The organism is Psychrobacter sp. 1Y10, assembly GCF_052259005.1.
Classification (GTDB): Bacteria; Pseudomonadota; Gammaproteobacteria; order Pseudomonadales; family Moraxellaceae; genus Psychrobacter; species Psychrobacter saeujeotis.
Window position 1 is genome coordinate 21,806 of sequence record NZ_JBQQES010000004.1, and the last position, 25,290, is coordinate 47,095.

Here is a 25,290-nt window from a genome sequence, read left to right on the forward strand (position 1 = left end):
CTCCAACGGCATTAGAAGCAGCAGGTATCAGTCTAGCTACAATGCAACTTGCCAATAACCCAGACTTTGAAAATGGACGCTGGTTCCCCACATGGCGACCTTATCGTGGGGATCTTGACCACAATCCTGTCGGTATCAATGAATATCTACCCGCTTCTAAAAGTATTTTACTTGGTGTTCAGCATACCTTTGCTATGTTTGGTGCCACCGTCCTTGCACCGCTATTAATGGGTTTTGATCCTAACTTGGCTATTTTGATGTCAGGTATCTGTACGGTGATGTTTTTTATGATTACCGGCGGTCGTATGCCCAGCTATCTTGGCTCAAGCTTTGCCTTTATTGGCCCTGTCATTGCTGTGACAGCTTATGCTGGCGTAGGCTTTAATACCAATTTAGATGTCGCTTTAGGCGGCATTATGGCCTGCGGGATTATTTATGCGCTAATAGGCTTGTTAGTAATGAAAACTGGCACAGGCTGGATTGAGCGTTTAATGCCGCCTATTGTGACTGGTGCTATTGTCATGATTATCGGTCTTAATCTAGCACCAGTTACTATTCAAGGGGTGTCGGCCAATCAGTTTGACGCATGGATGGCAGCATTAACTGTGCTACTAATCAGTAGTGTGGCAGTGTTTACTCGCGGTATGCTAAGACGTTTGCTGTTATTAGTGGGTTTGATATTATCCTACATCGCCTACTATGTTATGACTAACTTATTGGGTTTTGGCACAGCGATTGATTTTACAAGTGTGGCTGCTGCCTCATGGTTTGGGCTACCAGGTATACATGCGCCGCGTTTTGAGATGAGTGCTATTATCTTGATAGCGCCTGTGGCTTTTATTCTCGTTGCCGAAAATCTTGGACACTTTAAAGCAGTAGAAGGAATGACCAAATCACGCGTTACGCCTTATATGGGCCGTGCATTTTTAGCTGACGGTGTGGCGACGACGTTTTCAGCGGGGTTTGGTGGTACTGGGGTGACGACTTATGCTGAAAACATCGGTGTGATGGCGGTAACCAAGGTCTATAGTACAACTATCTTTGTCATAGCAGGTTTGGTTGCTATTTTACTAGGATTGTCGCCAAAGTTTGGCGCTATTATTCAGACGATTCCTCCAGCATTATTGGGCGGTGCCTCTATTGTCGTTTTTGGCTTGATTGCTATTGCTGGGGTGAAGATATGGATAGACAGTCACATTGATTTTAGCAAAAACAGCAATCTTATCATTGCTGCCGTTACGGTGATTATGGGTACGGGGAACTTTAGCTTACATCTAGGAGGTTTTGACTTAGGTGGTATCGGTACAGCAACTCTGACCGCTATCATACTAAACGCTTTGTTTAATAGTCAAAAAGAGTAGAGTATTATATTTAGGTATTCTTATACCTAACAATAGTTATTGTAATGATGAACAGCCTTTACTAGTATTTACGTCTATAAAACCTTGAAAAAAATCGATAACGACGCAGCGCGCCTGGCTTGGGTTTGATTGAGCCTAAATATATGGCAAACATAGTCAGTAGCGCGCCGCTCCATTGTAAAGTATTGATAGGTTTGTCCAGCCAGCTATAATCGATAATTAGCGCTGCAACTGGCTCAGTTAATAAAAGCAGTCCTGTTAGTGCCAATGATAATTTAGGTATAGAATAGGCAATTAACCCCCATGCCACACATTGCATCACCGCGCCATAGACCAGCACCCAACCAACCTCAGACAACGTATTAGGCATTATATTGCCCGTATCTAAAACGAGCATTGGCACGATCATAGCGAGCACCCCGCCAATACTAATCAGTTGCATCAATACAAAGATCGGGGTCGGTTCTGTATCATGAGTCTTACGAATAAAAGTCATAGACGCAGCCAACATCCCTCCTGACACAATGCCAGCAATAAAACCCCAAGTCGCGTTAGTGTTATGCGCAAACTCAGGGCTACCAATCATTGCCACGCCCAACATCGCTAGGCACAGACTGAGTAGCTGTAAGGCAGACTGACGCTCATTAAAGTATAAAAACCCGATAGCCGCCAAAAAGAAAATCTGTAAACTGTTGAGTAAGGTTGAGATGCCAGGGCCAACGGCATAGATACTCTCATGCCAAAGCGCTAAATCCAATCCTAAAAATACGCCCGATAATAAACCGTAGATGATGGCACGCCTTGAATGCGGCATCCTTTGTCCAGTCAACTTTGCCAATATTGCAAATATAACGCCTGAAATAGCAAGGCGCCAAAAGGCCATTGCCCAACCGCCAATATCGACATGGGCGACAATTAGGCTTCCTAAGCCAAAAATAATACAACCAATCGTTAAACCAATCGTTGCAGAATATGAAGAGGCAACCGCCATAAATTATCCTTATACCACAATCATGTGATCAGATAGGCAAATAAAAATAACGCTCAGACTATAGTGACTGTCGCAAAGAATTTTGAATCTACAAGGCAAAAAACAAGGTTAAAACATTGAGCTTATAGTGATGTTATAAGCGGCTTATACGTTTCTGGCGGCTTAAAAGTAGCTAAAAATGTACAATGACAAACGCTTCACTTTATTATACAAGGGGCATTAATATCTCTTGAGAACAACGGCGATATTTTTTTATAAATGCATCGCTTGTCTTAATACATGACAAATTTTTGACACATTATGCATATCAGGGTCACATTCTTACAAGACTAGTGTTGGTTAAATTGCTACTATTTGCTACTGTGATTACTTATAATCGTAAGTCTTAATCGCTTACTATTCTAGTCAGTTCTGCACGTCTTTTTTGCACTTCTTTTTGTACTTTTTATTGTTATTAATGCCTTTAACAACGATTACGGTAGGCATTGATACTTTTAAATTAGGTTTGACTATGTCTCAACACTCCATACTAAAATGGTCAACAGTTGCGCAAATGTTATCAAAGCGACAATCTGTACCATTATCAGCGCCCACTTTATCACTATTACAAGGCTCGCGACTATCTTTGATGGCTGGTATATTGTTAACTACCGTATTTTCAATGCCGACAGCCAACGCTGCTAGCTGCAAAATACCCAAAAGCTACTATAAAAACGTCTCTTGTACGTCCGCTAGTGGCCATTACTTAGCGATAACAGACTTTGGCGCACCAGTTGCATTGATTAATAGCAAAGGTAAAAGGGTCGTTGATCTGTCACGCTACCAAAAGGTGGATGCCAATAATATGGCAGGCGGATTATTGCCTGTATTGCGTCATGGCCGCGTCGGTTATATCAATATGCAAGGTCGTGAAGTGGTTCCTACCATATACGAGATGTTCAAGGGCAATGGAGGCTGGGCGCGTCCAGTGTCTGAGGGCCGTATCGTTGTCAAAAGAAACGGTGATTATGGCGTTATCGGCACTGGCAACCAGACAATCGTACCTTTTTCATCGACGATTACTGACATCGACGATTATCGAGGCGGAGTTGCTCGCATACGTAGAAACCAGTCTACAAGCTGGCTGGACAAAAATGGCAAAACCACCAGCGACCCCAATGCTAAAGAGGGTAACAGTGGGGCAATGTCTGCTACTGCTCAAACGCAGCAACCAAGACCCACACCTTTCACGACTTTGCAGCCTCATCAGCAAGATGGTCGTTGGGGTTTCGTTGATGATAAAAACGTCACTATGATTACTTATTCATTTGACGAAGTACGCTCATTTTCTGAAGGATTGGCTGCCGTGCGTCTGAATGATAAATGGGGGTTTGTAAATCTAGGGGGTGAGCTGGTTATACCATTTCGATTCGAGGATAGTGGCTTGATTGCTGATAATGAGAATAACAGTAATAAAGATACAAGCAATGTCGAAGATGAAAGCAGCGCTGAAGATACAAGTGCTAAAAAACCGACTGCGTTTATATTTAAAGATAACAAAGCGTGGGTAGGCAATCTAAAAGATGGTAGTAAGATTTGTATTGATAAAAAAGGTGATAACGTCAGCTGTGAGTAGTCATATATGGATGAAACACTGCTAAAAAAAGGCTAGAAAACACATACTATTTGTGCTTTCTAGCCTTTTTTAGGATTAATAGAGTAGCGTGTTAAAAACCATTCAATCTAAGCTGTTTAATTTAATAGATGATTGCGTATTAAATCAACAAGATAAGGTTGATAGTACGCTGGAATATCATGTGCCATGCCCTCAATTAAATGGAATTTCGCATTTGGAATGGTCTTAGCCACTACGCGACCTTGCGAAGCTGGCAGTAAACCATCTGCACTACCATGAATAACAATGGTTGGCGCTTTGACTTGCTTACTAAAGCGACTAATAGAGCCTGATGCTAAAATAGCATTTAACTGCTGCACCGTACCTAGCGGGTGGAAGTTACGTTGATAGCGAAGTTTGGCAATTTCGCGTACCGTTCGTACGTTAACATGACCGGGCGTCCCTACTGTTTTCATAAACCAGACACTATGGCGTACGATATCACGCTCAGAATGACTCTCAGGACGATTGATCAAGGTATATAACTGCTTGGGTTTGGGTGGCTTTAAAAAAGCACGATTGGTCGTGGTAAACATCAGCGCTAGACGCTCTACTAAACTTGGATAGCGCGCAGCAACGATCTGTGCAATCATACCGCCCATAGAAGCGCCGAGCAGATGTGTACTACCAAGATTCAAGGCCTTGATTAGGCGTACAGTATCTTCTGCCATATCGGTTAGGTTGTAAGCAACCTGTTGGCTCTTGTTGGACAGCCCCGTTTGCAAACGCAGCATCATCTTAAGCTGGCTTACACGTGGCAAACCCTCAATCTGAACTTTAGAAGACAGACCAATATCACGATTGTCAAAACGAATCACAAAAAAACCAGCATCAATCAGACGTTTTATAAAGTCATCTGGCCAAAACACCATTTGCGAGCCAAGACCCATTACCATAAGTAGGGGCGGATGAGTAGGATTCCCACCAGCTTCGACACATAGGTTAATACCATCACCGATATCAATCATGGCTTGATAAAGATGATCGCTCAGATCTGACGCTCGCCAGTTATGCTCACCAAGCGTTTCCCAAGCTGGTGTAGGGTAGCTGTATGCTGAATCAACAGGCATTGGAAAACTATCAGAAACATCAGGTAAGCCTGTTACCTCAGATTTGTCCCTAATTTGTGTGTCTATAGGCTTGTTTGAGCCAAAATAAGGGGTGGTGTCATCAGAATAATTCGAATTCGTCATGGGATATCCTAGTTAGCGTTCTGTAAATCTAGACTTCCATCATCTCAAAATCTAACTTACCAACACCGCATTCAGGACATGTCCAGTCATCAGGGATATCATCCCATTTAGTACCAGGAGCGATACCTTCTTCAGGGCAGCCGAGCTCCTCATCATAAATCCAACCACACACAATACATTCATAACGTTTCATACATAATCCTATCAATTGTTACTGGTTCTATCTTTATTAGCAGCCTGCAAAAGCGCCCGTAGTTTATCATATAACGACACTTTACGTGGTTAAGTTTACACTTGTATATTGAGATAAGTAAGCATTTATCAAGTTATAGATTACATTTTACTTGATGTAATTGACCTTATCTATCTGTGTTGGCTCATCAAAATAACAGTCATTGTGTTATGATGAGCGCCGCCAATTTAGGCATTACATGCATTTTTACTACTGTACATGATTTTAAATGAAGGGTGATTATGAGCGTTACTACCGCCGCTATACCAGTTGATAACAAATCCAAGCCATCTCATGTGCTGAATACTGACCATCCATTTTGGCAAATTATACGTACTGTACCTGACTTTCCAAAAGTCGGCATTGATTTTTATGATATTACGCCGTTACTGCGTAGTCATATTGATGAGGTTATCGATGCACTTTTGGCAGCATTACCTGATGGATTGATCGATGAAGTGGATTGTTTGGGGGCAGTGGAAGCACGCGGTTTTGTGTTTGCAAGCTTACTGGCAGGTCGATTGGGTAAAGGGATGATACTGCTACGCAAACCAGGCAAATTGCCACCACCAGTTGCTAATAAGGCTTATGCGCTAGAGTACGGCAAAGATACTCTAGAGATGCAAAATAACTTGCCACCTGAGCGCGTACTATTGGTTGATGATATTTTGGCGACCGGTGGCACGCTTACGACTGCTTATGAGCTATGTAGATCAGCTGAACATACGGTAGTAGGGGCTTTAGTATTGCTTGATCTAGTCGACTTACATGGTGAGTTTGCAGTGCCTGTTTACACAGTTTTGAAGGCTTAAATATCGCTGTTAAAATACGAAAAAAGCGCACCAACTTAATTGTTAGGGCGCTTTTTTATTAAATAAGGGCAGCTATATCATTTTGTATGAATTATTAGCGTAATGCTGCCAACGTCTGAGCCAGCTCGTCGCGTGCACCAATAAAACCATCAATGCCTTTAGGCAACAAATCTTGTGTGATTTTATCCTGTTGATACTCATGAATAAAAGCCTCATGAGTCAAGCTGACCTTTTTCATAGCATCCGCATCTGTAGCCATAGCAGATGAGAGTTGAGGCGTAACGCTTGTATCCATTGCAGCCAATTCATCAATAAGGTTTGGCGCAATGGTTAGCAAGTCACAACCTGCCAATGCAAGTATTTGCTCAACTGAGCGAAAACTTGCTCCCATCACTTGTGTGTCATAGCCATGCTGCTTATAGTATTGATAAATAAGCTTTACTGATTGTACGCCCATATCGTCAGAGACGGGGACGTTTTGACGGTTTTGTTGGCGTTTTTGCCAATCTAAAATACGACCGACAAAAGGTGAAATCAGGGTGACCCCTGCATCAGCGCAAGCGACGGCTTGATGTTGTCCAAATAATAACGTTAAGTTGCAATGGATGCCTTGAGTCTCAAGGTAGCGCGCCGCTTCAATCCCTTGCCAAGTAGCGGCCATTTTAATCAAGATACGCTCAGAGTTGATGCCTGCTTTTTGGTAAGCGTCCATAAACTCTAAAGCTTTATCAATAGTCGCTTGTGTGTCATAAGATAAGCGAGCATCAACCTCTGTAGATACGCGACCTTCGATCAACTCTAAAATATCGCAGCCAATTTGAATGGTAAGCGCGTCGATGACTGCGTCCACATTGCCTTGATGTTGGCTCATGGTTTCTAGCAGCAGCGTTTGATTGTCAGAGTTCATAAGTGCTTTGGTGATTAAGCTTGGATTGGTGGTCGCATCGATAGGTTTTAGTCGCGCAATAGCGGCAAGGTCGCCTGTATCTGCAACAATAGTGGTCATGGTGCTAAGTTGTTGTAATGCGCTCATCATATATCCTTATAAAAACAGTTAACGGTAGCCATTCGCCTAATAGCGGTATGACTCATATGAAACTGTAGCACAATTTGCTATGTAAATTTGCATGATAGTTTGGCTGGTACTGTTTTCCCAAGTATATATTCGGCAATCATAAAAAAGATGGCCCTTTATCATGATTTTGTGTCATTTAGTTTATTTACGCATGGGCACTGTGCAAGGTTTTTGCTATAGTAGAGGCGGTTGTTCGATTGGCTGTCAAGTTTTCCAACCGTTAACTTATAAAAAATAAGTTGTAAAGGTTAAATAATACGAACCGAATTATAAAAACTGAGCCATAAATAAGATAAAGATAAAACACCTTAAATATATTGGTGACATGCTAGATACGTTAGTATTTAAGGCTGTAGTGACACCTAACAGGAATAAAAAGGATAAGCGGTAATGAGTGAGCAGTCTTCAAAACAAAACACAAATCATCTAAATCCAACTGCCGCAAGTACAAGCGATACCGCGACCGATCAAGAGTTTTTGAACCAACTGCGCCACAGTATTGATGCGGTCGACACTGAAATACATACGCTAATAAACGACCGTGCCAAGCTTGCTCAACAAGTGGCAACTGTCAAAAAGGAGCATGTAGCAAAAAGTGGTTTTGCTGCTGAGCAAAATCCTATTTTTTATCGTCCAGAACGCGAAGCACAAGTGTTAAAAGCAGTCATGGAGCGTAATACTGGTCCAATCGCTGATGAAAAAATGGCACGTTTGTTCCGTGAGATCATGTCGGTTTGCTTGGATTTAGAAGCGCCGCAGCGTATTGCATTTTTAGGTCCAGTTGGTACCTTTACTCACGCTGCCGCCTTAAAGCATTTTGGTAAAGCTGCTGACACAGTACCGATGACGACCATCACTGATGTATTCCGTGAAGTTGAAGCTGGTACTGCTATGTATGGTGTTGTACCCGTTGAGAATTCTTCAGAAGGGGTGGTCAACCATACTTTGGATGGATTCTTATCTTCAACGTTGAAGATTATTGGGGAAGTTGAGTTACCCATTCATCAAAACTTTCTTGTTGCTGAACATACTAAGGTTGATAGCTTAAGCCGTATTTATTCACACCAGCAGTCCCTTGCCCAGTGCCGTCATTGGCTTGATGTTAATTTTCCTAATGTTGAGCGTGTGGCAGTATCGAGTAATGGTGAAGCGGCCCGTCGTCTTAAAAACGAGTGGCATTCAGCAGCTATCGCAGGTGATGTCGCCGCTGCAGAGTATGATCTACATAAGCTATATTCAAATATTGAAGACAATCCTAGTAATACCACGCGTTTTTTAATTGTTGGTCATGAGGCCATTGCGCCATCAGGACAAGACAAGACTTCTATTGTGGTCTCAGCTCATGACAAAGCAGGTGCCCTAATCGAAATCCTCAAGCCATTGTCATATCATGGTGTGTCGATGACCAGCATTGAGACTCGACCTGAACGCCCTAATAAATGGGCTTATGTCTTCTTTATTGATATGAATGGTCATATTCAAGATGTAAATGTGAGTGCAGCTATCGATGATATTCGGCCGTTGGTGAAAGATGTACGTGTACTAGGCTCATATCCGAAAGCTGTGCTATAGAGCGCTTGTTATGCAATGGATGTTGTATGAATAAAGCGGTCATCGAATGCGTTTTAACAGTAACCACTAATAATAAGTCATTCATAATAAATAGGTTATAACATCTTAGGGTAAATTATGCAGCCTACTAAATCGACAGAATCGACAAAGCTAGCGTTGTCACCGTTGACACCAGCCTATGATAGTATTTTGGAGCTAACACCGTATCAGACTGGCAAGCCTGTCGAAGAGTTGAGTCGAGAATATGGGGTTTTCGATGTAGTGAAGCTTGCAAGTAACGAAAACCCCATAGGCTGCTCGCCGCAAGTAACATTAGCGATTACCGAGCAATTAGGAAAGCTGGCACGTTATCCAGATGGGAACGGACACTATTTAAAGCAAGCGCTTTCTGATTTTACTGATATCAATATAGAGTGTATTACTTTAGGCAATGGCTCTAATGATCTGCTGGATATCCTAGCACGTGCCTTTGTAAGTGCTGATGATGTGGTAGTATACAGTCAGTATTGTTTTATCGTCTACCCGATGGTGACTAGAATGCAAGGCGCAACAGGTGTAGAAGTGCCTGCGCATCGATTTGGTCACAATTTGGACGCTATGCGTCAAGCAGTAGACGATAATCCTAATACTAAAATGGTTTTTATAGCAAACCCAAACAATCCAACAGGCACTCAGCTTCAGCATAAAGAATTGCACAAGTTTGTTGCCAGTATTCCAAGTTCGGTATTGGTGGTATTAGACGAGGCTTATATTGAATATAGCCCTGAAAGTAATAATCGTGCGCTGCTAGATGAGTTTGATAATGTGGTTATTGTCCGCACTTTTTCTAAAGCTTATGGGTTAGCAGGTTTACGTATTGGTTACGCACTGAGCTCAACTGCTGTGGCAGAGCTGCTCAATCGTATTCGCCAGCCGTTTAATGTCAGCCGCGTCGGACTCGCTGGAGCAGTTGCGGCACTTGGCGACCAAGATTTTATTGAAGAGACGCGCAATACTAACCAAGAGCAAATGCATTGGTTGGAAAAGCAATTTGATGCGTTGGGACTGGCATTTATCAAGTCGCATGCTAACTTCATTATGGTGGAAATAAAAGTTGAGATGGAAGATATAACCGCTATTTCTATTTATCAGGCGTTGCTAGAGCAGGGGGTTATAGTGCGTCCATTAGCAGGTTATGGTTTGCCTAATTGGTTACGTATTACTGTTGGTATTGCAGAAGACAATTTACGTCTCATTGATACGTTACGCTCCATCTTAACCAATGACTAGGTAAATACAGTTTACGTAATACGTTTTGAAATTTAATAGGCAGTGTTTATAGTTTCGGGATGAAATATTTAATATACTTTGACGATCAATAAAAAGTACTGTTTTTGTCATTTAATTTTTATAATGCCAATCTGAATCTATGCTTAAGCTTACGTAGCGGTATGGATTGGTTTGTTCAATGAGTAATGCCGTGAGTAGCCAGCAAAACAAGCAGAAAAATAATAAACGACCGTCTTTAAACGTTAAGCCACCTCTATTTAAACAGGTTTGCGTGATTGGCTTAGGGCTAATTGGCGCCAGTCTTGCTCAAGCAATTAAAGACAATGGTGTAAGCGAGCGTTTGGTAGCGGTAGATAGGCATGTGCCAAGTTTAGAGGAAGCCATTCAAGATGGATTGCTTGATGCCGGTAGTTCTGTACTTGATGACGTGGTTAGTGGTAGTGATTTGATAGTCATTGCGGTACCAGTACAAGCTGTACAAGCCGTGTTTGTGGATATCAAAAACGCAATGGACAGTGGACAGCTGGCCACAGACTGTATCATTACCGATGTCTGTAGTACCAAAGTCAATATCATTGAGGCTGCCAGAACTGTATTTACCTCGCTACCTATAGGGCTTGTGCCAGCACATCCGATTGCTGGTGCTGAAAATTCAGGATATCACGCTAGGCGTGCCTCATTATTTGTCAATCATAGTGTCATTATTTGTAACCTACCAACGACCAGTTTTTCTGCAATTGCTAATCTACGTCAGCTATGGGAAGCAGTAGGAGCCATGGTCATGACAATGGAGGCTGACCATCACGATGCCATATTGGCGCATACCAGTCATTTGCCGCATCTGCTTGCGTTTAACCTTGTTGAGCAGCTGGCAAGTCATGATGACAATTTAGATATGTTTCGCTATGCAGCAGGCGGGTTTCGGGACTTTACTCGTATTGCTGCCAGCGACCCCAAGATGTGGCATGATATATTTTTTGCCAATCAAAGCGCGATTGTGAGCGCTCTTGATGAGTACAGCGTCTATCTACAGGACATACGCCAACTTATCATTGATAAAGATTCAACCGCCCTGATGGGCCTTTTGGGCCGCGCGCAAGCCGCACGGCGACATTTTGGTCATATGTTAGCCAGCACCCCTTATACGGATACCCCTGCTATGTCAGCTTCTTACCTTATTTCTCCCAACAACAATAACAGCAACACTGTCACTGGTACTATTGCTATTCCTGGTGATAAGTCTATCTCCCATCGCAGTATTATGCTTGGTAGCCTCGCAACAGGAGTGACCAACGTCACAGGTTTTTTGGAAGGAGAGGATGCGTTAGCGACGCTGCAAGCATTCCGTGATATGGGCGTGACGATAGAAGGCCCTGACAATGGTAAACTGACTATTCATGGTGTCGGAATGAACGGTCTAAAACCTAGCAAAACCCCTTTATACATGGGTAATTCTGGCACCAGTATGCGTCTGCTAGCTGGTATCTTGGCGGCACAATCATTTGATAGCGTATTGACAGGTGATACTAGCTTAAATAAGCGTCCAATGGAGCGTGTCGCAGCACCACTTCGCCAGATGGGTGCAGTCATTCAAAGCACTGGGCATAGTGGCACAGCGCCATTAAGTATTACTGGCCGTGATAACGTCGGTAAGCCGCTCCAAGGTGTTGATTATGATATGCCGGTCGCATCAGCACAGGTCAAGTCTTGCTTATTGTTGGCGGGGTTATGGAGCGAGGGTACAACAACCGTTATTCAACCTGAGGTTAGTCGTGACCATACCGAGCGTATGCTGTCAGCCTTTGGTTATCCTGTGACCGTCGATGGCAATCGCATTAGCGTTGAAGGTGGTGGTACGCTGACAGGTGGTGATATCGCCGTCCCTGCTGACATCTCTTCTGCGGCCTTTTTTATGGTAGCTGCTGCTATCAGTCAAGATAGTGAATTGACCTTAACACAAGTCGGTATTAATCCTACGCGTACTGGTGTCATCGATATTTTAAAGCTGATGCAGGCAGATATTAGCTTAAGTAATGAGACTCACGTTGGTGGCGAACCAGTGGCTGATATCACCATTCGTAGTTCAAGCCTAGTCGGTATTGAAATTCCAGAGTATTTAGTCCCATTAGCGATTGACGAATTTCCTGTATTATTCGTTGCCGCTAGCTGTGCGCAAGGTCGTACGGTATTAACTGGTGCGAAAGAGTTGCGTGTTAAGGAGTCCGATCGTATCGCCGTCATGGCCGATGGGTTAAAAACCCTTGGTGTTGATTGTACAGTTACGGACGATGGCTTAATCATTGAAGGGCAAGGTATTCAAAGTCAAAATGGTGAAGTGAATAACAACCAACCTGTATTTGGTGGCGGACATATCACCTCGCATCATGATCATCGCATTGCTATGAGTTTCTCTGTTGCTAGTTTACGTGCGTCTGAACAGATTATCATTGAAGGCGTTGAAACGGTCAATACCAGTTTCCCAGGTTTTGCAGAGCTTGCCAATCAAATCGGTATGTCTATCCAAGTCGATCATAGCAAGGCATAGATATTAAAAACACCAAGAGAGTAAACGTGTTAAGAGTAAACCAAAATGAGGGTTAATTTGAGAGATTTCTAACCCTTATATTTTATTTTGAAAATGCAGTCATCGTTAGCAATGTGTTGATACCTAAATGGGTATAACGCATTGCTTTTTACTTTTTATCCTATATGTAGTAACCCTGCGCTCTTACCAATAAACTTTTATTGTTTATAAAGATAGGTAAGGTCGTGCTTTGCTCTGATAAGTTGTCTTGCCTTATGACTACCCAAAATGTCGTCAAAAAACCAGTAGTCCCGATCAAAACTACGAGAAGTGGCATCATCACTGCGCTGATCGCTTTTTGTATATGGGGCGCATTCCCTTTATATTTTAAACAGCTAGCGGCTTATAATGCGACAGAAATCATCGGTCATCGCATCGTTTGGACGTTTGCCTGTTTGTTAATCGTCGTAGTTGTGACCAAGCGTTGGCAGTGGATAGATACCTTAAAACAAAATCCAAGATGGATAGCGTTGACTTTTTTATCAGGTATTATTATTGCGACCAACTGGCTCACCTACGTATGGGCAGTCAATCATGATCGTATTCTTGAGGCGAGTTTGGGGTATTTCATTGGTCCGCTAGTTGGCGTTGCTTTATCGATGATTTTATTTAAAGAGCGCCTGCGATCCTTACAATGGGTAGCGATTGGTTTTGCATTGTTATCTGTAGTCATTCAGGTGGTGATGCTGGGTAGCTTACCATGGCTATCGCTCATTTTAGCCTTTAGTTTTAGTACTTATGGTACTATTCAACGCCAAACGCCTTTGACTCCTGTCGATGCAATGTTCGTTGAGACCACCATGCTCGTCCCCATCTTTATTTGGTGGTTTTGGCAAGCTGATGTGGTCAGTAGCCAGCTTGGCTTTTGGTTTACGTCAAACATTTGGCTATTAATGTTGGCAGGTCCGATCACTTTGATACCGCTATTACTATTCAATAGGTCGACAAAACTGGTCGCTTATAGCATTTTAAGCTTTATGAATTATTTGACCCCGACTTTTATTTTCTTTTTAGCCGTATTTTATTATAAAGAACCTTTTGATTTGCATCGTCTAGTGGTCTTTGGCTTGATTTGGCTTGGTCTGTTATTATTTAGCATTGACTTATGGCGTCATCGCCCTAGTAAAGCGCTAAAAGCTGAGCGTCTACGTGAAGAAGCTTTGCAACAAGCCAAATAAAAACTGGATGTAAAGTAAGAATTGATCACCTAAACAAAAACTTAGCAAACAAGGATGAAATCATGTTTCATACCGAATCTGATGTGGTATTTGTAAAAGGCTTAACAGTAGAGGCAGTTATCGGGGTTTATGAATGGGAGCGCGCCATTACGCAGCCATTATTGATTGATATAGCGCTTGAGACGGATATAAACGCTGCCGCATTCTCTGATGATGTGAATGATGCGCTAAATTATAAAGCGGTCTGCGATGATGTCAGAGAGTGGTGTCAAGATATCAAGGCGCAATTGCTTGAGTATCTGGCTAGCCAAATCGCAGATCAGCTGCTCACAAAATATCACTGTCATAAAGTCACTTTAAGCGTTGCCAAGCCAACTGCTATTAAGCAGGCCGATGCAGTTGGGGTGCAAATCACTCGTTATGCAAAAGCCATTGAAGATAAGCCAGTTGTAAGCAAGGGCAACGATGCATAAGGTACATAATGATCTGGCTGATTTTGATTTGGAAACGTTAGAGGTTTGTACACCTGAGGCGTTGCAAGCGCAGTCCGTGACAGCAGTATTATTGGCTTTGGGTAGTAATTATCAAGCCGAGTACTATTTGCCGCGCGTTCGAAAAAGTCTAGCCGTGTTAGGAGACATGCAGTTGTCTACTGCATTTCAAAATCCTGATTTTACATCGACCAAAGCGCAACCAAAGCCTGATTATACCAACCAATGTGTTTATCTTTCTCTCAGATCTGCACTCACTCTACAGCAGCTGCAGCAGACTTTTAAGCAGTTTGAACGTGACTGTAACAGACAACGTTTAACCGAGCCAACAGTGGCCAATCAGATAAAAAAAGTCACCATGGACATCGATATATTGATGGTCAAACCATCCTTCGTTAAGAATAGCCTAAGCCAAGAAAAAAAATACAAATGGTTGAAAGAATGGATAATAATGGCAGATCGTTATCCATTTAGAGCACATGAAAGAGCGGGGGTTAAAGAGTTAATTACAAGTGATATTTTTAAAGTTGGATAAATCGCTTGAAGTATTGTTTGATGTAGAGAACGGTTAGCGCTGATAGCACCTTAATCTTCGTTAGTAGGCTCTATGGAGATTTTGTGGTCATAGCAGCTTGATAGGGAGGCGTAAATACTTTGTCAAAAAGTAAAGTAAAAATAAAGATATACACTACAAAGCTAATAGTAAGAGAGACTTCCATGGTAAGAGCGGTCCATATGCCAACGCCATACCAAAACATATAAACTGGCAAACACACTAACGTAAGTCCTCCTTCAAAGCATATTGCATGGACACTACGTATCTTAAAAGTACGGGTTTTTATTTGATTGCGTCATTCCCAGTACTCAAAGAAAGTGCTATAAACAAAGTTCAAGATAACAGCGGTAATAGCTATGATAACAGCAAGTTTCAACGACTGTTCTGTATCACTGCCACTTAATACCACTAGGATAAATGTGGTCAACATGACAGCAAATATCTCAAAAAGGGTGACATACAGCACCCGGCGTTTGATAGGGCTTAATGTAATCAATGCAAACTCCAGTGTGCTTTTTTAAGCTTTTAGATTTGATAGAATGCTGTATATAATAGGCTTATCATATTTTTAGTTACATAAGTTGTATAGCCAAGCTATAAATTAAACTAGTGTTGCTTAGCATCTGTTTCACTCATATCTTCTCTATCAATAACATCTAGATCTTCTAGGCATAATTTGTCGTATTCTTTTTGGCAAAAATTTGGATCAATCTTACACATCGCTTTTTGCAGCTGATCTAAGCGTTTTTCAGACTGCTGGATATGATTGAGCATTTTGGCAAATGCTTCAGCGACTGGGTCTTGTGAAGTAGGGTCAATACCATAAGCTTGAAAGGCAGTAGCGCGTGCTGTGCTTTGTGTAGTGGTCTTAGATTGAGCCGCCTGCGCTGCTTTTTCCTGCTGTTTTGCATCGTCGACTTTGGCTATGATTGGGTTGCCTTTTTCATCATGATGTTCTGAAATCATGCGAGCTGCACTACCAACCATCGTTGCACCCGCTGGCACAGGCTTTACAACTACTGCATTTGAGCCAATCTTAGCATTTTTGCCAACGGTGAATGGCCCCAAAACTTTTGCCCCAGCACCAACGATGACACCATCTTCTAATGTTGGATGGCGCTTACCATTATTCCATGATACGCCGCCCAAGGTAACGCCATGATACAAAGTAACATCGTTACCAATCTCAGCCGTCTCACCGATAACGACACCGACACCATGGTCAATAAAAAAGCGCTTGCCGATTTTGGCTGCAGGATGAATTTCAATACCAGTCATAATACGTGAACCATAAGACACCACGCGGGCAGCAAGCTTTTGCTCGTTTTGCCATAAGCAGTGCGCCCCGCGATGCAAAATAAGTGCATGAATGCCAGGGTAGGTTAGGATGACTTCCAGGCTGTTGCGAGCAGCCGGATCGCGATTAAATACCGCATCAATATCTTCTTTTAGGTCGTGCTTGATGCTGGCAATTGATTTGAATAAGGCGGTTGGCAATGACATAAATCATCCTATCGTATTTTTGATTACAATCTCTTTAGTTATAGCATTTTCAGAGCATAAAACATAGCGATGAGTCGTAAGTAAAAACAGATTGCCAGTAAACAACCTATCAACCACTAACCAGTGGCGCTTTGTCTATAGGCAATCTTTTATCGTTTAGCTGTCACTAATAACGTATTTTAATATCTCGACAATTTGTTCGGGCGTTTGTGCCCATGCCATGGCCGCAGCATCAACCTCTTTTAATGGATGGATAATATCTTCAGCGTGCAAGGTGATATAAGGCTTACCCAGTGCAGCACAGTAGCCAGCATCGAATGCTGCGTTCCATTGCTTATATTTGTCGCCAAAGCGAATAATAGCAATGTCGCATTTTTGAATCATATTTTTGGTGCGAATCGCATTAACCTTTGACGACTTATGATCGCGCCAAAAACCATTTTCCTCTTTGCCAAGCACATCACCGGCTGCGTCACTGGCTTCGTGCTCAGTCACTGCTGATGTGAAGGTGATAGCAAGACCATAATCTTTTGCCCCTTGCATAATCTTCTGTCGCCAGTCGGTATGTATTTCTCCGGACAAATAAACGTTCCAATTCATTTTAAATTCCTTTTTATGATTAAATTATATTGCTTGTAGATAGTAACACTACCGTGAATAATGTCAAAAAATCAATACCTTAAACCTTGTACGTCACAGAGTTTAATCTTTTAAAAGCTTAGCGATAAGTGCGCTTAGCAACTGATACTCTTTTTGATCAAGCTGAATGCGTGAGCCAAGTCGAGACAAACGTGAGGGCAATGATTTTAAGTTTTCACTATCAGCCAGTTTGCGTTGAACCATCAAGGCAGTGGTACGCTCAGTAAGCTGTTGTAGTTGTTGCTGAGTAATCGCTGGCTCGTCCCATTGCTGACGTGCATAGGTGTTCAACGTCGTTTGTTCCGTCAACTCTAACATATCGTTATCAGCTTTTATATGCGCTCGCGTATAAGCAAATATAAAGCTGGCAATCACTTGGACGGCTGATGCGACGTTAAGCACGGGATAGGCAGGATTGGCATCAATCTGAATATGATAATCGGCATAAGCCAATTCCTCGTTGGTTAAACCTCTATCTTCGCGGCCAAATAAGATAGCGATATTTGGTTTACCAGTACCAGAAGCGTTGCCGTTATTATTTGTTATATCAAAAGTAGATTGAGTATCAATAAAATCACACATGATTTTGGCGGCTTGTGTGGGTGTGACCACAGGGCGCGGTAAATGACGACTACGACTGCTGGCTGCAAACACCAACTGACAATCTTCTATTGCAGACTCTAGTGTTGGTGTTATCAAAGCCGATGATAGTAGCTCACTGCCTCCTGCCGCATGAGAAATACTGGTTTCATCAATCGGTAGCTTAGGATCGACGACTGTCAGACGTGACAGGCCCATAGTATGCATGGCCCGCGCTGCTGAACCAATGTTGGCAGGTAAAGTGGTATTGACCATGACAACTTGTAAGCAAGACAGATAATCAGCAGCGGTAAATGTTGAAACGTTGGGAGATACGGGTAAGTCAGAAGTGCTCATTATTAACTCAGTCTTTTATTGATTTCTTGTTCGACATGTTGTAATGCTAATGCAATGTCTTCTATCAGACTTGCTTGCTGGTTAATTTTACGTTCGCGGCAGTGCTCTTGTAGCTGGTGACTAAGCGCTACCAACTGAGTTGCTCCTAGGTTGGCACTAGCGCCTTTTAGCGCATGGGCGATCTCGAAACCGTTGACATTGTCATTCGCTGTTCGCGCTGCACGTAGTGTTTCGATACGATGCTGGCTATCAACTATGTAAGCACGTATCAATTTTTCAAAATCTTCTTCAAACAACTCACGCAAATCTTCGAATTGTTCATGATTGATAATACCATCATCTAAGTTTTTGTTTATATGGTCTTTTTTGAAGTGTTCTTTGGTCATTAATACCTATCCAGTGTCAAAATATTTTTAAACTTCTATATTTATAGTATCAACTATAATGAAAATGCAGGTTGTCTTCAGTCACCATGCTCTTTAACTGCTGCAAATTGTCGTCATTAGGATAGACGCGCCAATGCTCAGATAACCCTACATTAGCGATACCATAACTTTCATAGATGCTCAAGCCAAGTGGTAAGCAATTATCATTGATTGAGTCGTCGGTATTGCTCAAAGCGTTGTTGGCATAGCTGCTGCCATTTTGTTGAAGTGTATTTTGATTCATATCATTTTCTAGCGCCAACAAGTCGTTACCATCTTCATCATATAAGCTACCACCCATAACAGGATCATAGACACCAGTGTTATTACTGTCTTGTTCGTCCTGATCATTATTATAAGTCAAGCGCGGTGCTGGGATGATGTCAGCTTGTGCTGATTTGAGCAGTGGCTGCAAACGCGTGAGTAATTGAATATCACTACCATGTATTTTAATACTAATTTTTTTGAGCCAACGCAAGCGTGCATCCACCATGGTCATGGCATTATCAAGTCGTGCAAACAGACGGCCATCACGCTCACGGATACTGCCTTTAATAATGACCACTTCATCTACCTTTAGCTGGTCTTTAACGCGATTAAAACGCTCGGCATAGCAGCTGACTTCTAATCGTGAGGTACCGTCATCTAAGGTAATCACATTTCGGTTACCGAAGTTGGCGATATCGATAATAAGGCCTGCAAAGTAGCAGCTGCCGTTGTAACCTGTGTCTGTGAGCTTATCGAGACGAGCACCGGAGGTGTAGCGCTTTAATTCATCTAAGTACTCATTAATAGGGTGGCCGGTAAGATATAGCCCTAGCGTGTTTTTTTCTGCTTTGAGGCGGTGTTTATCACCCCAAATCAGCTCTGGCGTCATTTTTAGAGGCGGTGCTGCGACCACGCCGTCCATTTCACCAAACAAATCCATCATGCCAAGTTCGTTGTTTTGGCGGTCTTGCTCAGCGGCTTGTACCGCGCTTGGCAACTGACTCATGAGTGCACCGCGAATCTCGTAAGCTTCATCGCTTGGCAAGTCTGGTCGCAACGTCGCGGCAAAGTCATCAAAACAGCCGGCGCTTACCAAGGCCTCTAAAGTACGCTTATTGACTTTTTTGATATCTACTCGGCGGCAAAAATCATAGAGGTCTTTAAAAGGGCCTCCGCGGCGACGCGCATCGACGATAGACTCAACCGCACCTTCACCCACGCCTTTGATCGCTCCTAAGCCGTAGATAATGTTGGTCGGCGTATCGGCAACAAAGTGCCACTCGCTACGGTTCACTGATGGATTGACAACCGTGAGGCCAAAGTTTTCGCGGCAATCATTAATAAAGAACACGACGTTGTCAGTGTTGTTCATATCAGAGGTAAGTACCGCAGCCATAAATTCGGCAGGGTAGTACTGCTTGAGATAAGCGGTTTGATAAGCGAGCACACCGTAAGCGGCGGAGTGCGAGCGGTTAAAGCCATAACCGGCAAACTTCTCCATCAAGTCAAATACGCCACCTGAGGTCGCTTCATCGATCCCTTGCGCGGTCGCACCAGTGACAAAGATATCGCGCTGTTTGGCCATCTCTTCAGGTTTCTTTTTACCCATGGCTCGGCGTAGCATATCCGCACCGCCCAAGCTATAGCCTGCCATGACTTGGGATATCTGCATGACCTGTTCTTGATAGACAATAACGCCGTTGGTGTTCTCGAGGATCGGCTCAAGGTTTGGATGGTCATAGATGACCTCCTCGCGGCCATGTTTACGGTCGATATACATCTCAACCATACCTGCATCGAGTGGTCCTGGACGATAGAGCGCACACATAGCGATGACGTCTTCGATATTGGTTGGTTGTAGCTTGGCTAAGTATTTTTTCATGCCCATACTTTCTAGCTGAAAGACGGCCGTGGTCTTAGCATCTTGTAACAGCTTATAAGCTTTTTTGTCATCTAGTGGCAAGTCTTCTAATACTAGCGCATCGAGACCTTCTTTTGCGCGGCGTAGATTGATGTTTTCTACCGCAGCATTGATAACGGTTAAATTACGCAGACCCAAAAAGTCAAACTTTACCAAGCCCACATCTTCGACATCATCTTTGTCAAATTGGCTAACACGATGTCCGTCATCATCGCAGTAAATGGCGCTAAAATCAGTAATTCTATGCGGGGCAATTAGGACGCCACCGGCATGTTTACCAACGTTGCGGCATACGCCTTCAAGCTTAATCGCCATCTCCCAAATCTCAATGGCATCTTCATAATCCATATTATCAGGGTTGGAGATTAAGTCTTTGAGCTGCGGCTCTTGCTCAAGCGCTTGGCTGAGCGTGATGCCTGGGGTTTTTGGAATAAGTTTAGATAGTTTGCTGGCAAGAAAGTAAGATTTACTTTGTGCTCGTGCCACATCGCGCACCACCGCTTTAGCTGCCATGGTACCAAAGGTAATAATCTGCGAGACTGCTTCACGCCCATAAGTTTGTGCGACATAATCAATAACTCTATCGCGACCTTCAATACAAAAGTCAATATCGAAATCGGGCATGGAGACACGTTCAGGGTTTAAGAAACGCTCGAATAATAGGTCATAATGAATGGGGTCAAGGTCGGTAATATTCAGTGCATAAGCGACTAGTGAGCCAGCACCAGAACCACGCCCTGGTCCTACCGGTACGCCATTGGCTTTCGCCCAGCGGATAAAGTCCATGACGATTAAGAAGTAACCGGGGAAACCCATCGATAAGATAACTTCAAGTTCATACTCTAGACGCTCATCATACTGTTTGCGAAAGTCGTCCCAACTATCATCGCGCTCCTCAATCGGAAATAGCTTGTCCAATCGATTATTAAGGCCACGTATTGACTCCGCGCGAAAAAACGATTCAATCGTCTCACCTTCAGGCACAGGAAAGTCGGGCAGGACGTTAATACCAAGGGTCAAGGTCACATTACAGCGGGTTGCTAAACGTAAGGTATTATTAATAACCTGTGGAATATCATCAAACAACTGCTCCATCTGTTCTTGAGTCTTAAGGTATTGCTCATCTGAATACAGTCTTGGACGATTTGGATCAGCTAGTACATAAGATCCTGCGATACAGACGCGTGCTTCATGAGCATCAAAATCGTCTTGTTCTAAGAAGCGCACATCGTTATGCGCAATGAGAGGAATGTTGTGTTTGGCGCCTGAGTGGATAGCGGCTTTAATAAAAGCATCTTCCCCTGGACGGTTGGTACGCTTGATAGCAAAGTATAAGCGATCATCAAACTGCGCTTGCCATTCTGTCAGCAGCTCATCGGCTTTTTCTGGCATAGATCCGACCAGCGCTTGACCGACATCTGACTTTTCCGTAAGCAATACGATAACGCCCGCTGCGTGCTCTAAGATATGACTGCGCTTGACGATGGGTACGCCGTGATTATCAGGATCAGCGCGACCTTCGGTAAAGCCAAGCGATACGATGCGGGTGATGTTTTGGTAGCCCTCGTTATCCATCGCTAGCAGGGTTAGCCGTGTATCTTCATTATCCATGATGACTTCGCTACCGATAATCGGCTTGATACCAGCACCAAGGCAGGCACGATAGAACTTCACCGTAGCATAAAGGTTGGATAAATCAGTTAACGCCAGCGCACATTGATTATCGGCAGCAGCAGCTTTGATAAGCGGCTTGATGCGCACGATAGAATCGGTAATTGAATATTCGCTGTGAATGCCAAGGTGTACAAATGCCATAGAGGACTCTTACTAATACAATCGAAAGGAGGTGAGCTGCTAAGAAAATAAATTTATTATTATCAATGCTTTGAGTGGATTTTTTAAAAGTAATTAGGAGTAAATAAGACGTCGATAGCCAAATTTATTCATTTTAAATTTAGCTGCTAATAATAGCATTATTTGGCACAGACAACCACTGATTCAGCTACTAGGTGTTATACGAGAAAGAATGAAATCGGTTTCCAGATTTGCGAAAGATCTTTGATATAATCTTGATATAAAGGCGTTTTTTAGCATCAGCCTGAGAGGACAGGACTATTTTTTGCTGCTCATTTGATAAAAAGAGACGCTTAGAATGACTAAACTTACTATTTTTATCTTTGAATCGCCTAAAAAATAGTCTCTGTTAGTGCCATGATCGAATGTTCAACACGCCCTAGTCTTTGCCCAATTAACAATGTTTTGACAACCTACTTATCTGAACCGGGCAAGCTGATAAGGTTTGGGGTCGATAGTATGACTTTCATCAAAATAGTATTCGGCAATCATTTTTGCACTGACAACAGCTTGTGTTAAGCCTAAATGCTGATGGCCAAAGTTTAAAAACACACGCTCAATCTTATCTATAACAGGGAGAGAGTCAGAGGTTGATGGACGAAAGCCCATCCATGGCACATTATCGTTGGAATTTAAGGGAGTCTTTAGCATGGGCTGTGCATGCTGTAAGAATATGTGCGCTCGTTGCATATTAGCAGGAGCTTCAAGTCCTGCATATTCTACTGTGCCCGCCAAACGTAAACCCTCCTGCATCGGTGTCATCACAATGCGCCGATCTAGACTGGTTACGGGAGTCTGTATGCGTTTGCTTTCATGAGGTAACATCAAATGATAACCACGTTCGGTATCTAAAGGAACATTGACCCCCGTTAATTGTTTAGCCAAGGCTTTTGAATGAGCACCTGCCGATAACATCACTTTGGAGGCGATGATATCACCTTGATTGGTCTTCAAGCGAATGCCGTCTACATCAGTGTGCGCTTCAAGGACCCGGCAATGTTCAATAATCTCACCACCAAGGTGTCTAAAAGTACTGCTAAGCTGATTGATTACCGCTGTTAAATTGGTGATATGTCCTGTGTTTGGGAAAAACAACGCCGCTAATTGATTATCTTGTAAGGCGGGTTCATGTTCTAATAGCATCTCTTTGGTCAGTAGTTCATTGGTCACGCCAACATCGTTAAGACGCTTGCCTTGGGTCATGAGCAGATCAATGCCACTTGTTTTTTCAGTGGTCAATAACGAACCTTTTACCTCTATCCAATCGTCTAGTTGCCACTGGTTGGCAAAGTCTAGCCATGCTTGAAGGCAGTTAGTATTTAAGCTTAATAACGCTTGATGAATGCGCTCAAATGGTTCAGGACGCATATTCAGTAGTAACTGAATGGCCCAAGGCATCAAACGAGGTAAGTAACGCCAGTCTATGCGTAGCGGTCCTGTTGGATTCAATAACATGGCTGGAATATGACGGAGCATGCTGGCATCAGCTATCGGAAACACATGCTCTGGCGCGATATGTCCGGCATTGCCAAATGACGCGCCTTGTCCAACTTTATTTGCCTCTAGCAATGCTACCTTTACACCTCGTGCTTGTAATATCACTGCAGTCGCAAGCCCAATAATACCGCCACCAATAATGTGTAAGTCGAAATTTGAAGTAATCATAAGGACTCTCGATAGTGCTCATGTGCTGAGTTTAAAGAAGCCTGATTGGTTGATGTCGTAAATATTAACTGACTAAAACCCATATACTAAGTTCAGAAAATATCTAGAGAATTTAACTACCTTTATCTTCATTTTTAAATAAGGAGATTCAACTTAATTACCTATTATCGTAAATCTAACTACTGCGGATCCAACAGTTCGATCCAGTGCTTCACTGGTATGCTTGATCGGCTACTTAAATGGAGTTGGCAACCTATATTAGCGGTTACTATCTGCTCTGGATAACCAATCGTCAAGTCCGCAAGCTTGTTGGTTAGTAATTGTTGACTCAGCTTAGGCTGCAGTATTGAGTAAGTCCCAGCAGAGCCGCAGCATAAATGCTTGTCTTTAGTAGGCGTGAGCTCAACGCCTGCCTGCTGCAATATCCGTTCAACTGAGCCGCTAAGCTGCTGGGCATGTTGCAAAGAGCAAGGACAGTGTACGGCTATTTTGCGCCCCTTATCTTGCAATTGCAGCTGACTCAGATCTTCCTTAACTAATATTTCTCCAAGATCACGAGTCAGCTCGCTTACTCGTTTCGCTTTGGCCGCATAAGCTGGGTCATACTGTAGTTTTTCGCCGTAGTCTTTGACCATCGAGCCGCAGCCTGAGGCGCTAATAACAATAGCTTCTACGCCGTCTTCAATATAAGGCCACCAAGCATCGATATTGCGCCGCATGAAAGCCAATCCTTCTTCATGGGCTGGCATGTGATAACTGACGGCACCGCAGCAACCGGCTTCGGGCGCAGTAAATAAGCTAATACCTAATTTGTCGAGCACGCGAGCGGTCACAATATTGGTATTTGGAGTTGCTGATGGTTGCGCGCATCCTGCTAATACCAACATCCGGCGTGTATGCTGCTGGGTCGGCAAAGCGCGCTTGATTTGTTTGATGGGTACTTGTTGCTTTAAGTCATGAGGTAAAAAGGATCGAAACAGTTGTCCTAAGCGTAATAAAAGCCCGAAGCGCTTCGGATAGGGCAAGATTTGGCGTATCAACCAGCGCAACATTTTCTGTTGTAGTGGTCTCTCTAATTGCTCTTCCATGATGCCGCGGCCTATCTCAGCCAAGCGCCCATATTTTACGCCAGAAGGACAAGTGGTTTCGCAACTACGACAGGTTAGACAACGGTCTAGATGCGTTTGTGATTTTTCGCTAACTTCTCCGGTCTCAAGTAGCTGTTTTACTAAATAAATACGTCCACGTGGGCCATCTCTCTCGTCGCCCAATTCCTGATAAGTAGGGCAAGTGGCATTACAAAACCCGCAGTGTACGCAGCTACGTAAAATAGAGTCGGCCTCTTCGATTTCTGGATGATCTATATACTTCACATTAATTTGGGTACGCAT

22 protein-coding genes are annotated in these 25,290 nt (G+C 43.2%); 9 read left to right on the top strand and 13 right to left on the bottom strand.

What is annotated here, in order from left to right; genetic code table 11:
• Positions 1–41: 41 nt before the first annotated feature.
• Entirely contained in the window at positions 42–1,361 is a 1,320-nt protein-coding gene (locus ACTXGH_RS07055; RefSeq protein ID WP_439296838.1) for a solute carrier family 23 protein, read from the top strand.
• A gap of 61 nt (positions 1,362–1,422) precedes the next feature.
• Here the strand turns inward: ACTXGH_RS07055 and ACTXGH_RS07060 are convergent, their stop codons facing one another.
• Entirely contained in the window at positions 1,423–2,352 is a 930-nt protein-coding gene (locus ACTXGH_RS07060; RefSeq protein ID WP_075103167.1) for a DMT family transporter, read from the bottom strand.
• Between the two features lie 511 nt (positions 2,353–2,863).
• Here ACTXGH_RS07060 and ACTXGH_RS07065 point away from each other — a divergent pair.
• A complete protein-coding gene (locus tag ACTXGH_RS07065; RefSeq protein ID WP_439261439.1) occupies positions 2,864–3,967 on the top strand; it encodes a WG repeat-containing protein in 1,104 nt (367 codons plus the stop codon).
• Positions 3,968–4,083: 116 nt separating this feature from the next.
• Here the strand turns inward: ACTXGH_RS07065 and ACTXGH_RS07070 are convergent, their stop codons facing one another.
• Both ACTXGH_RS07070 and ACTXGH_RS07075 read right to left on the bottom strand, forming a co-directional pair.
• The gene (locus ACTXGH_RS07070) at positions 4,084–4,974 is read right to left on the bottom strand and encodes an alpha/beta fold hydrolase (RefSeq protein ID WP_420884186.1); all 891 of its coding nucleotides are present in this window, start codon (positions 4,972–4,974) and stop codon (positions 4,084–4,086) included.
• Positions 4,975–5,227: 253 nt separating this feature from the next.
• Positions 5,228–5,392 carry a rubredoxin gene (locus ACTXGH_RS07075; RefSeq protein ID WP_058368698.1) on the bottom strand — a complete coding sequence of 55 codons (165 nt, stop codon included), beginning with the start codon at positions 5,390–5,392 and terminating at the stop codon, positions 5,228–5,230.
• A gap of 281 nt (positions 5,393–5,673) precedes the next feature.
• Here ACTXGH_RS07075 and ACTXGH_RS07080 point away from each other — a divergent pair, with 281 nt between their 5' ends.
• A complete protein-coding gene (locus ACTXGH_RS07080; protein WP_299220490.1) occupies positions 5,674–6,243 on the top strand; it encodes an adenine phosphoribosyltransferase in 570 nt (189 codons plus the stop codon).
• A gap of 94 nt (positions 6,244–6,337) precedes the next feature.
• Here ACTXGH_RS07080 and ACTXGH_RS07085 read toward each other — a convergent pair whose 3' ends face one another.
• Complete coding sequence (locus ACTXGH_RS07085; protein WP_439261438.1) at positions 6,338–7,276, bottom strand: transaldolase; 939 nt, start codon at positions 7,274–7,276, stop codon at positions 6,338–6,340.
• A gap of 432 nt (positions 7,277–7,708) precedes the next feature.
• Between ACTXGH_RS07085 and pheA the strand changes: the two genes are divergently transcribed.
• The 6 genes from pheA (at position 7,709) to ACTXGH_RS07115 (ending at position 14,947) form a co-directional block, all read left to right on the top strand.
• The gene (gene pheA, locus ACTXGH_RS07090) at positions 7,709–8,890 is read left to right on the top strand and encodes a prephenate dehydratase (RefSeq protein ID WP_439296812.1); all 1,182 of its coding nucleotides are present in this window, start codon (positions 7,709–7,711) and stop codon (positions 8,888–8,890) included.
• A gap of 117 nt (positions 8,891–9,007) precedes the next feature.
• Positions 9,008–10,159, top strand: coding sequence for a histidinol-phosphate transaminase (gene hisC, locus ACTXGH_RS07095; RefSeq protein ID WP_439296811.1), 1,152 nt, complete (start codon positions 9,008–9,010; stop codon positions 10,157–10,159).
• 178 nt (positions 10,160–10,337) lie between these two features.
• A complete protein-coding gene (locus tag ACTXGH_RS07100) occupies positions 10,338–12,704 on the top strand; it encodes a bifunctional prephenate dehydrogenase/3-phosphoshikimate 1-carboxyvinyltransferase (protein ID WP_439296810.1) in 2,367 nt (788 codons plus the stop codon).
• Positions 12,705–12,958: 254 nt separating this feature from the next.
• Positions 12,959–13,921 (top strand): EamA family transporter RarD, encoded by a 963-nt coding sequence (gene rarD, locus ACTXGH_RS07105; RefSeq protein ID WP_299220505.1) that lies wholly within the window; start codon positions 12,959–12,961, stop codon positions 13,919–13,921.
• A 62-nt stretch (positions 13,922–13,983) separates the two neighbouring features.
• Positions 13,984–14,394, top strand: a complete 411-nt coding sequence (gene folB, locus ACTXGH_RS07110) for a dihydroneopterin aldolase (RefSeq protein WP_439296809.1) — start codon at positions 13,984–13,986, stop codon at positions 14,392–14,394.
• Positions 14,387–14,947 carry a 2-amino-4-hydroxy-6-hydroxymethyldihydropteridine diphosphokinase gene (locus tag ACTXGH_RS07115; protein ID WP_439261433.1) on the top strand — a complete coding sequence of 187 codons (561 nt, stop codon included), beginning with the start codon at positions 14,387–14,389 and terminating at the stop codon, positions 14,945–14,947. Before folB ends, ACTXGH_RS07115 begins: the two co-directional genes overlap by 8 nt.
• A 70-nt stretch (positions 14,948–15,017) precedes the next feature.
• Here ACTXGH_RS07115 and ACTXGH_RS07120 read toward each other — a convergent pair whose 3' ends face one another.
• The 9 genes from ACTXGH_RS07120 to glcF all read right to left on the bottom strand — a co-directional run bounded on the left by ACTXGH_RS07120 (position 15,018) and on the right by glcF (position 25,290).
• Positions 15,018–15,188, bottom strand: a complete 171-nt coding sequence (locus ACTXGH_RS07120) for a chlorhexidine efflux transporter (protein ID WP_443561726.1) — start codon at positions 15,186–15,188, stop codon at positions 15,018–15,020.
• 75 nt (positions 15,189–15,263) lie between these two features.
• Positions 15,264–15,398 carry a hypothetical protein gene (locus ACTXGH_RS07125; RefSeq protein ID WP_439261632.1) on the bottom strand — a complete coding sequence of 45 codons (135 nt, stop codon included), beginning with the start codon at positions 15,396–15,398 and terminating at the stop codon, positions 15,264–15,266.
• Positions 15,399–15,574: 176 nt separating this feature from the next.
• Positions 15,575–16,471 carry a serine O-acetyltransferase gene (cysE, locus tag ACTXGH_RS07130; RefSeq protein WP_439261431.1) on the bottom strand — a complete coding sequence of 299 codons (897 nt, stop codon included), beginning with the start codon at positions 16,469–16,471 and terminating at the stop codon, positions 15,575–15,577.
• A 156-nt stretch (positions 16,472–16,627) separates the two neighbouring features.
• Complete coding sequence (locus ACTXGH_RS07135; protein ID WP_299220519.1) at positions 16,628–17,071, bottom strand: YtoQ family protein; 444 nt, start codon at positions 17,069–17,071, stop codon at positions 16,628–16,630.
• A gap of 102 nt (positions 17,072–17,173) precedes the next feature.
• A complete protein-coding gene (locus ACTXGH_RS07140; RefSeq protein WP_439261430.1) occupies positions 17,174–18,046 on the bottom strand; it encodes an RNA methyltransferase in 873 nt (290 codons plus the stop codon).
• Between the two features lie 2 nt (positions 18,047–18,048).
• The gene (locus tag ACTXGH_RS07145; RefSeq protein ID WP_439296806.1) at positions 18,049–18,432 is read right to left on the bottom strand and encodes an Hpt domain-containing protein; all 384 of its coding nucleotides are present in this window, start codon (positions 18,430–18,432) and stop codon (positions 18,049–18,051) included.
• A gap of 49 nt (positions 18,433–18,481) precedes the next feature.
• Positions 18,482–22,195: a DNA polymerase III subunit alpha gene (gene dnaE, locus ACTXGH_RS07150; RefSeq protein WP_439296805.1), complete on the bottom strand. Its 3,714-nt coding sequence runs from the start codon at positions 22,193–22,195 to the stop codon at positions 18,482–18,484.
• A 456-nt stretch (positions 22,196–22,651) separates the two neighbouring features.
• On the bottom strand, positions 22,652–23,899 hold the full coding sequence (locus ACTXGH_RS07155) for an NAD(P)/FAD-dependent oxidoreductase (protein ID WP_439296804.1): 1,248 nt from the start codon (positions 23,897–23,899) through the stop codon (positions 22,652–22,654).
• 179 nt (positions 23,900–24,078) lie between these two features.
• The gene (gene glcF, locus ACTXGH_RS07160) at positions 24,079–25,290 is read right to left on the bottom strand and encodes a glycolate oxidase subunit GlcF (RefSeq protein WP_439296803.1); all 1,212 of its coding nucleotides are present in this window, start codon (positions 25,288–25,290) and stop codon (positions 24,079–24,081) included.

What these genes read in the sequence shown, in the direction of transcription:
- ACTXGH_RS07055 (WP_439296838.1), top strand. Translation starts at nt 42, where the DNA reads ATGCAACTTGCCAATAACCCAGACTTTGAAAATGGACGCTGGTTCCCC.
- ACTXGH_RS07060 (WP_075103167.1), bottom strand. Translation starts at nt 2,352, where the DNA reads ATGGCGGTTGCCTCTTCATATTCTGCAACGATTGGTTTAACGATTGGT.
- ACTXGH_RS07065 (WP_439261439.1), top strand. Translation starts at nt 2,864, where the DNA reads ATGTCTCAACACTCCATACTAAAATGGTCAACAGTTGCGCAAATGTTA.
- ACTXGH_RS07070 (WP_420884186.1), bottom strand. Translation starts at nt 4,974, where the DNA reads ATGATTGATATCGGTGATGGTATTAACCTATGTGTCGAAGCTGGTGGG.
- ACTXGH_RS07075 (WP_058368698.1), bottom strand. Translation starts at nt 5,392, where the DNA reads ATGAAACGTTATGAATGTATTGTGTGTGGTTGGATTTATGATGAGGAG.
- ACTXGH_RS07080 (WP_299220490.1), top strand. Translation starts at nt 5,674, where the DNA reads ATGAGCGTTACTACCGCCGCTATACCAGTTGATAACAAATCCAAGCCA.
- ACTXGH_RS07085 (WP_439261438.1), bottom strand. Translation starts at nt 7,276, where the DNA reads ATGAGCGCATTACAACAACTTAGCACCATGACCACTATTGTTGCAGAT.
- pheA (WP_439296812.1), top strand. Translation starts at nt 7,709, where the DNA reads ATGAGTGAGCAGTCTTCAAAACAAAACACAAATCATCTAAATCCAACT.
- hisC (WP_439296811.1), top strand. Translation starts at nt 9,008, where the DNA reads ATGCAGCCTACTAAATCGACAGAATCGACAAAGCTAGCGTTGTCACCG.
- ACTXGH_RS07100 (WP_439296810.1), top strand. Translation starts at nt 10,338, where the DNA reads ATGAGTAATGCCGTGAGTAGCCAGCAAAACAAGCAGAAAAATAATAAA.
- rarD (WP_299220505.1), top strand. Translation starts at nt 12,959, where the DNA reads ATGACTACCCAAAATGTCGTCAAAAAACCAGTAGTCCCGATCAAAACT.
- folB (WP_439296809.1), top strand. Translation starts at nt 13,984, where the DNA reads ATGTTTCATACCGAATCTGATGTGGTATTTGTAAAAGGCTTAACAGTA.
- ACTXGH_RS07115 (WP_439261433.1), top strand. Translation starts at nt 14,387, where the DNA reads ATGCATAAGGTACATAATGATCTGGCTGATTTTGATTTGGAAACGTTA.
- ACTXGH_RS07125 (WP_439261632.1), bottom strand. Translation starts at nt 15,398, where the DNA reads ATGTTGACCACATTTATCCTAGTGGTATTAAGTGGCAGTGATACAGAA.
- cysE (WP_439261431.1), bottom strand. Translation starts at nt 16,471, where the DNA reads ATGTCATTGCCAACCGCCTTATTCAAATCAATTGCCAGCATCAAGCAC.
- ACTXGH_RS07135 (WP_299220519.1), bottom strand. Translation starts at nt 17,071, where the DNA reads ATGAATTGGAACGTTTATTTGTCCGGAGAAATACATACCGACTGGCGA.
- ACTXGH_RS07140 (WP_439261430.1), bottom strand. Translation starts at nt 18,046, where the DNA reads ATGAGCACTTCTGACTTACCCGTATCTCCCAACGTTTCAACATTTACC.
- ACTXGH_RS07145 (WP_439296806.1), bottom strand. Translation starts at nt 18,432, where the DNA reads ATGACCAAAGAACACTTCAAAAAAGACCATATAAACAAAAACTTAGAT.
- dnaE (WP_439296805.1), bottom strand. Translation starts at nt 22,195, where the DNA reads ATGGCATTTGTACACCTTGGCATTCACAGCGAATATTCAATTACCGAT.
- ACTXGH_RS07155 (WP_439296804.1), bottom strand. Translation starts at nt 23,899, where the DNA reads ATGATTACTTCAAATTTCGACTTACACATTATTGGTGGCGGTATTATT.
- glcF (WP_439296803.1), bottom strand. Translation starts at nt 25,290, where the DNA reads ATGCGTACCCAAATTAATGTGAAGTATATAGATCATCCAGAAATCGAA.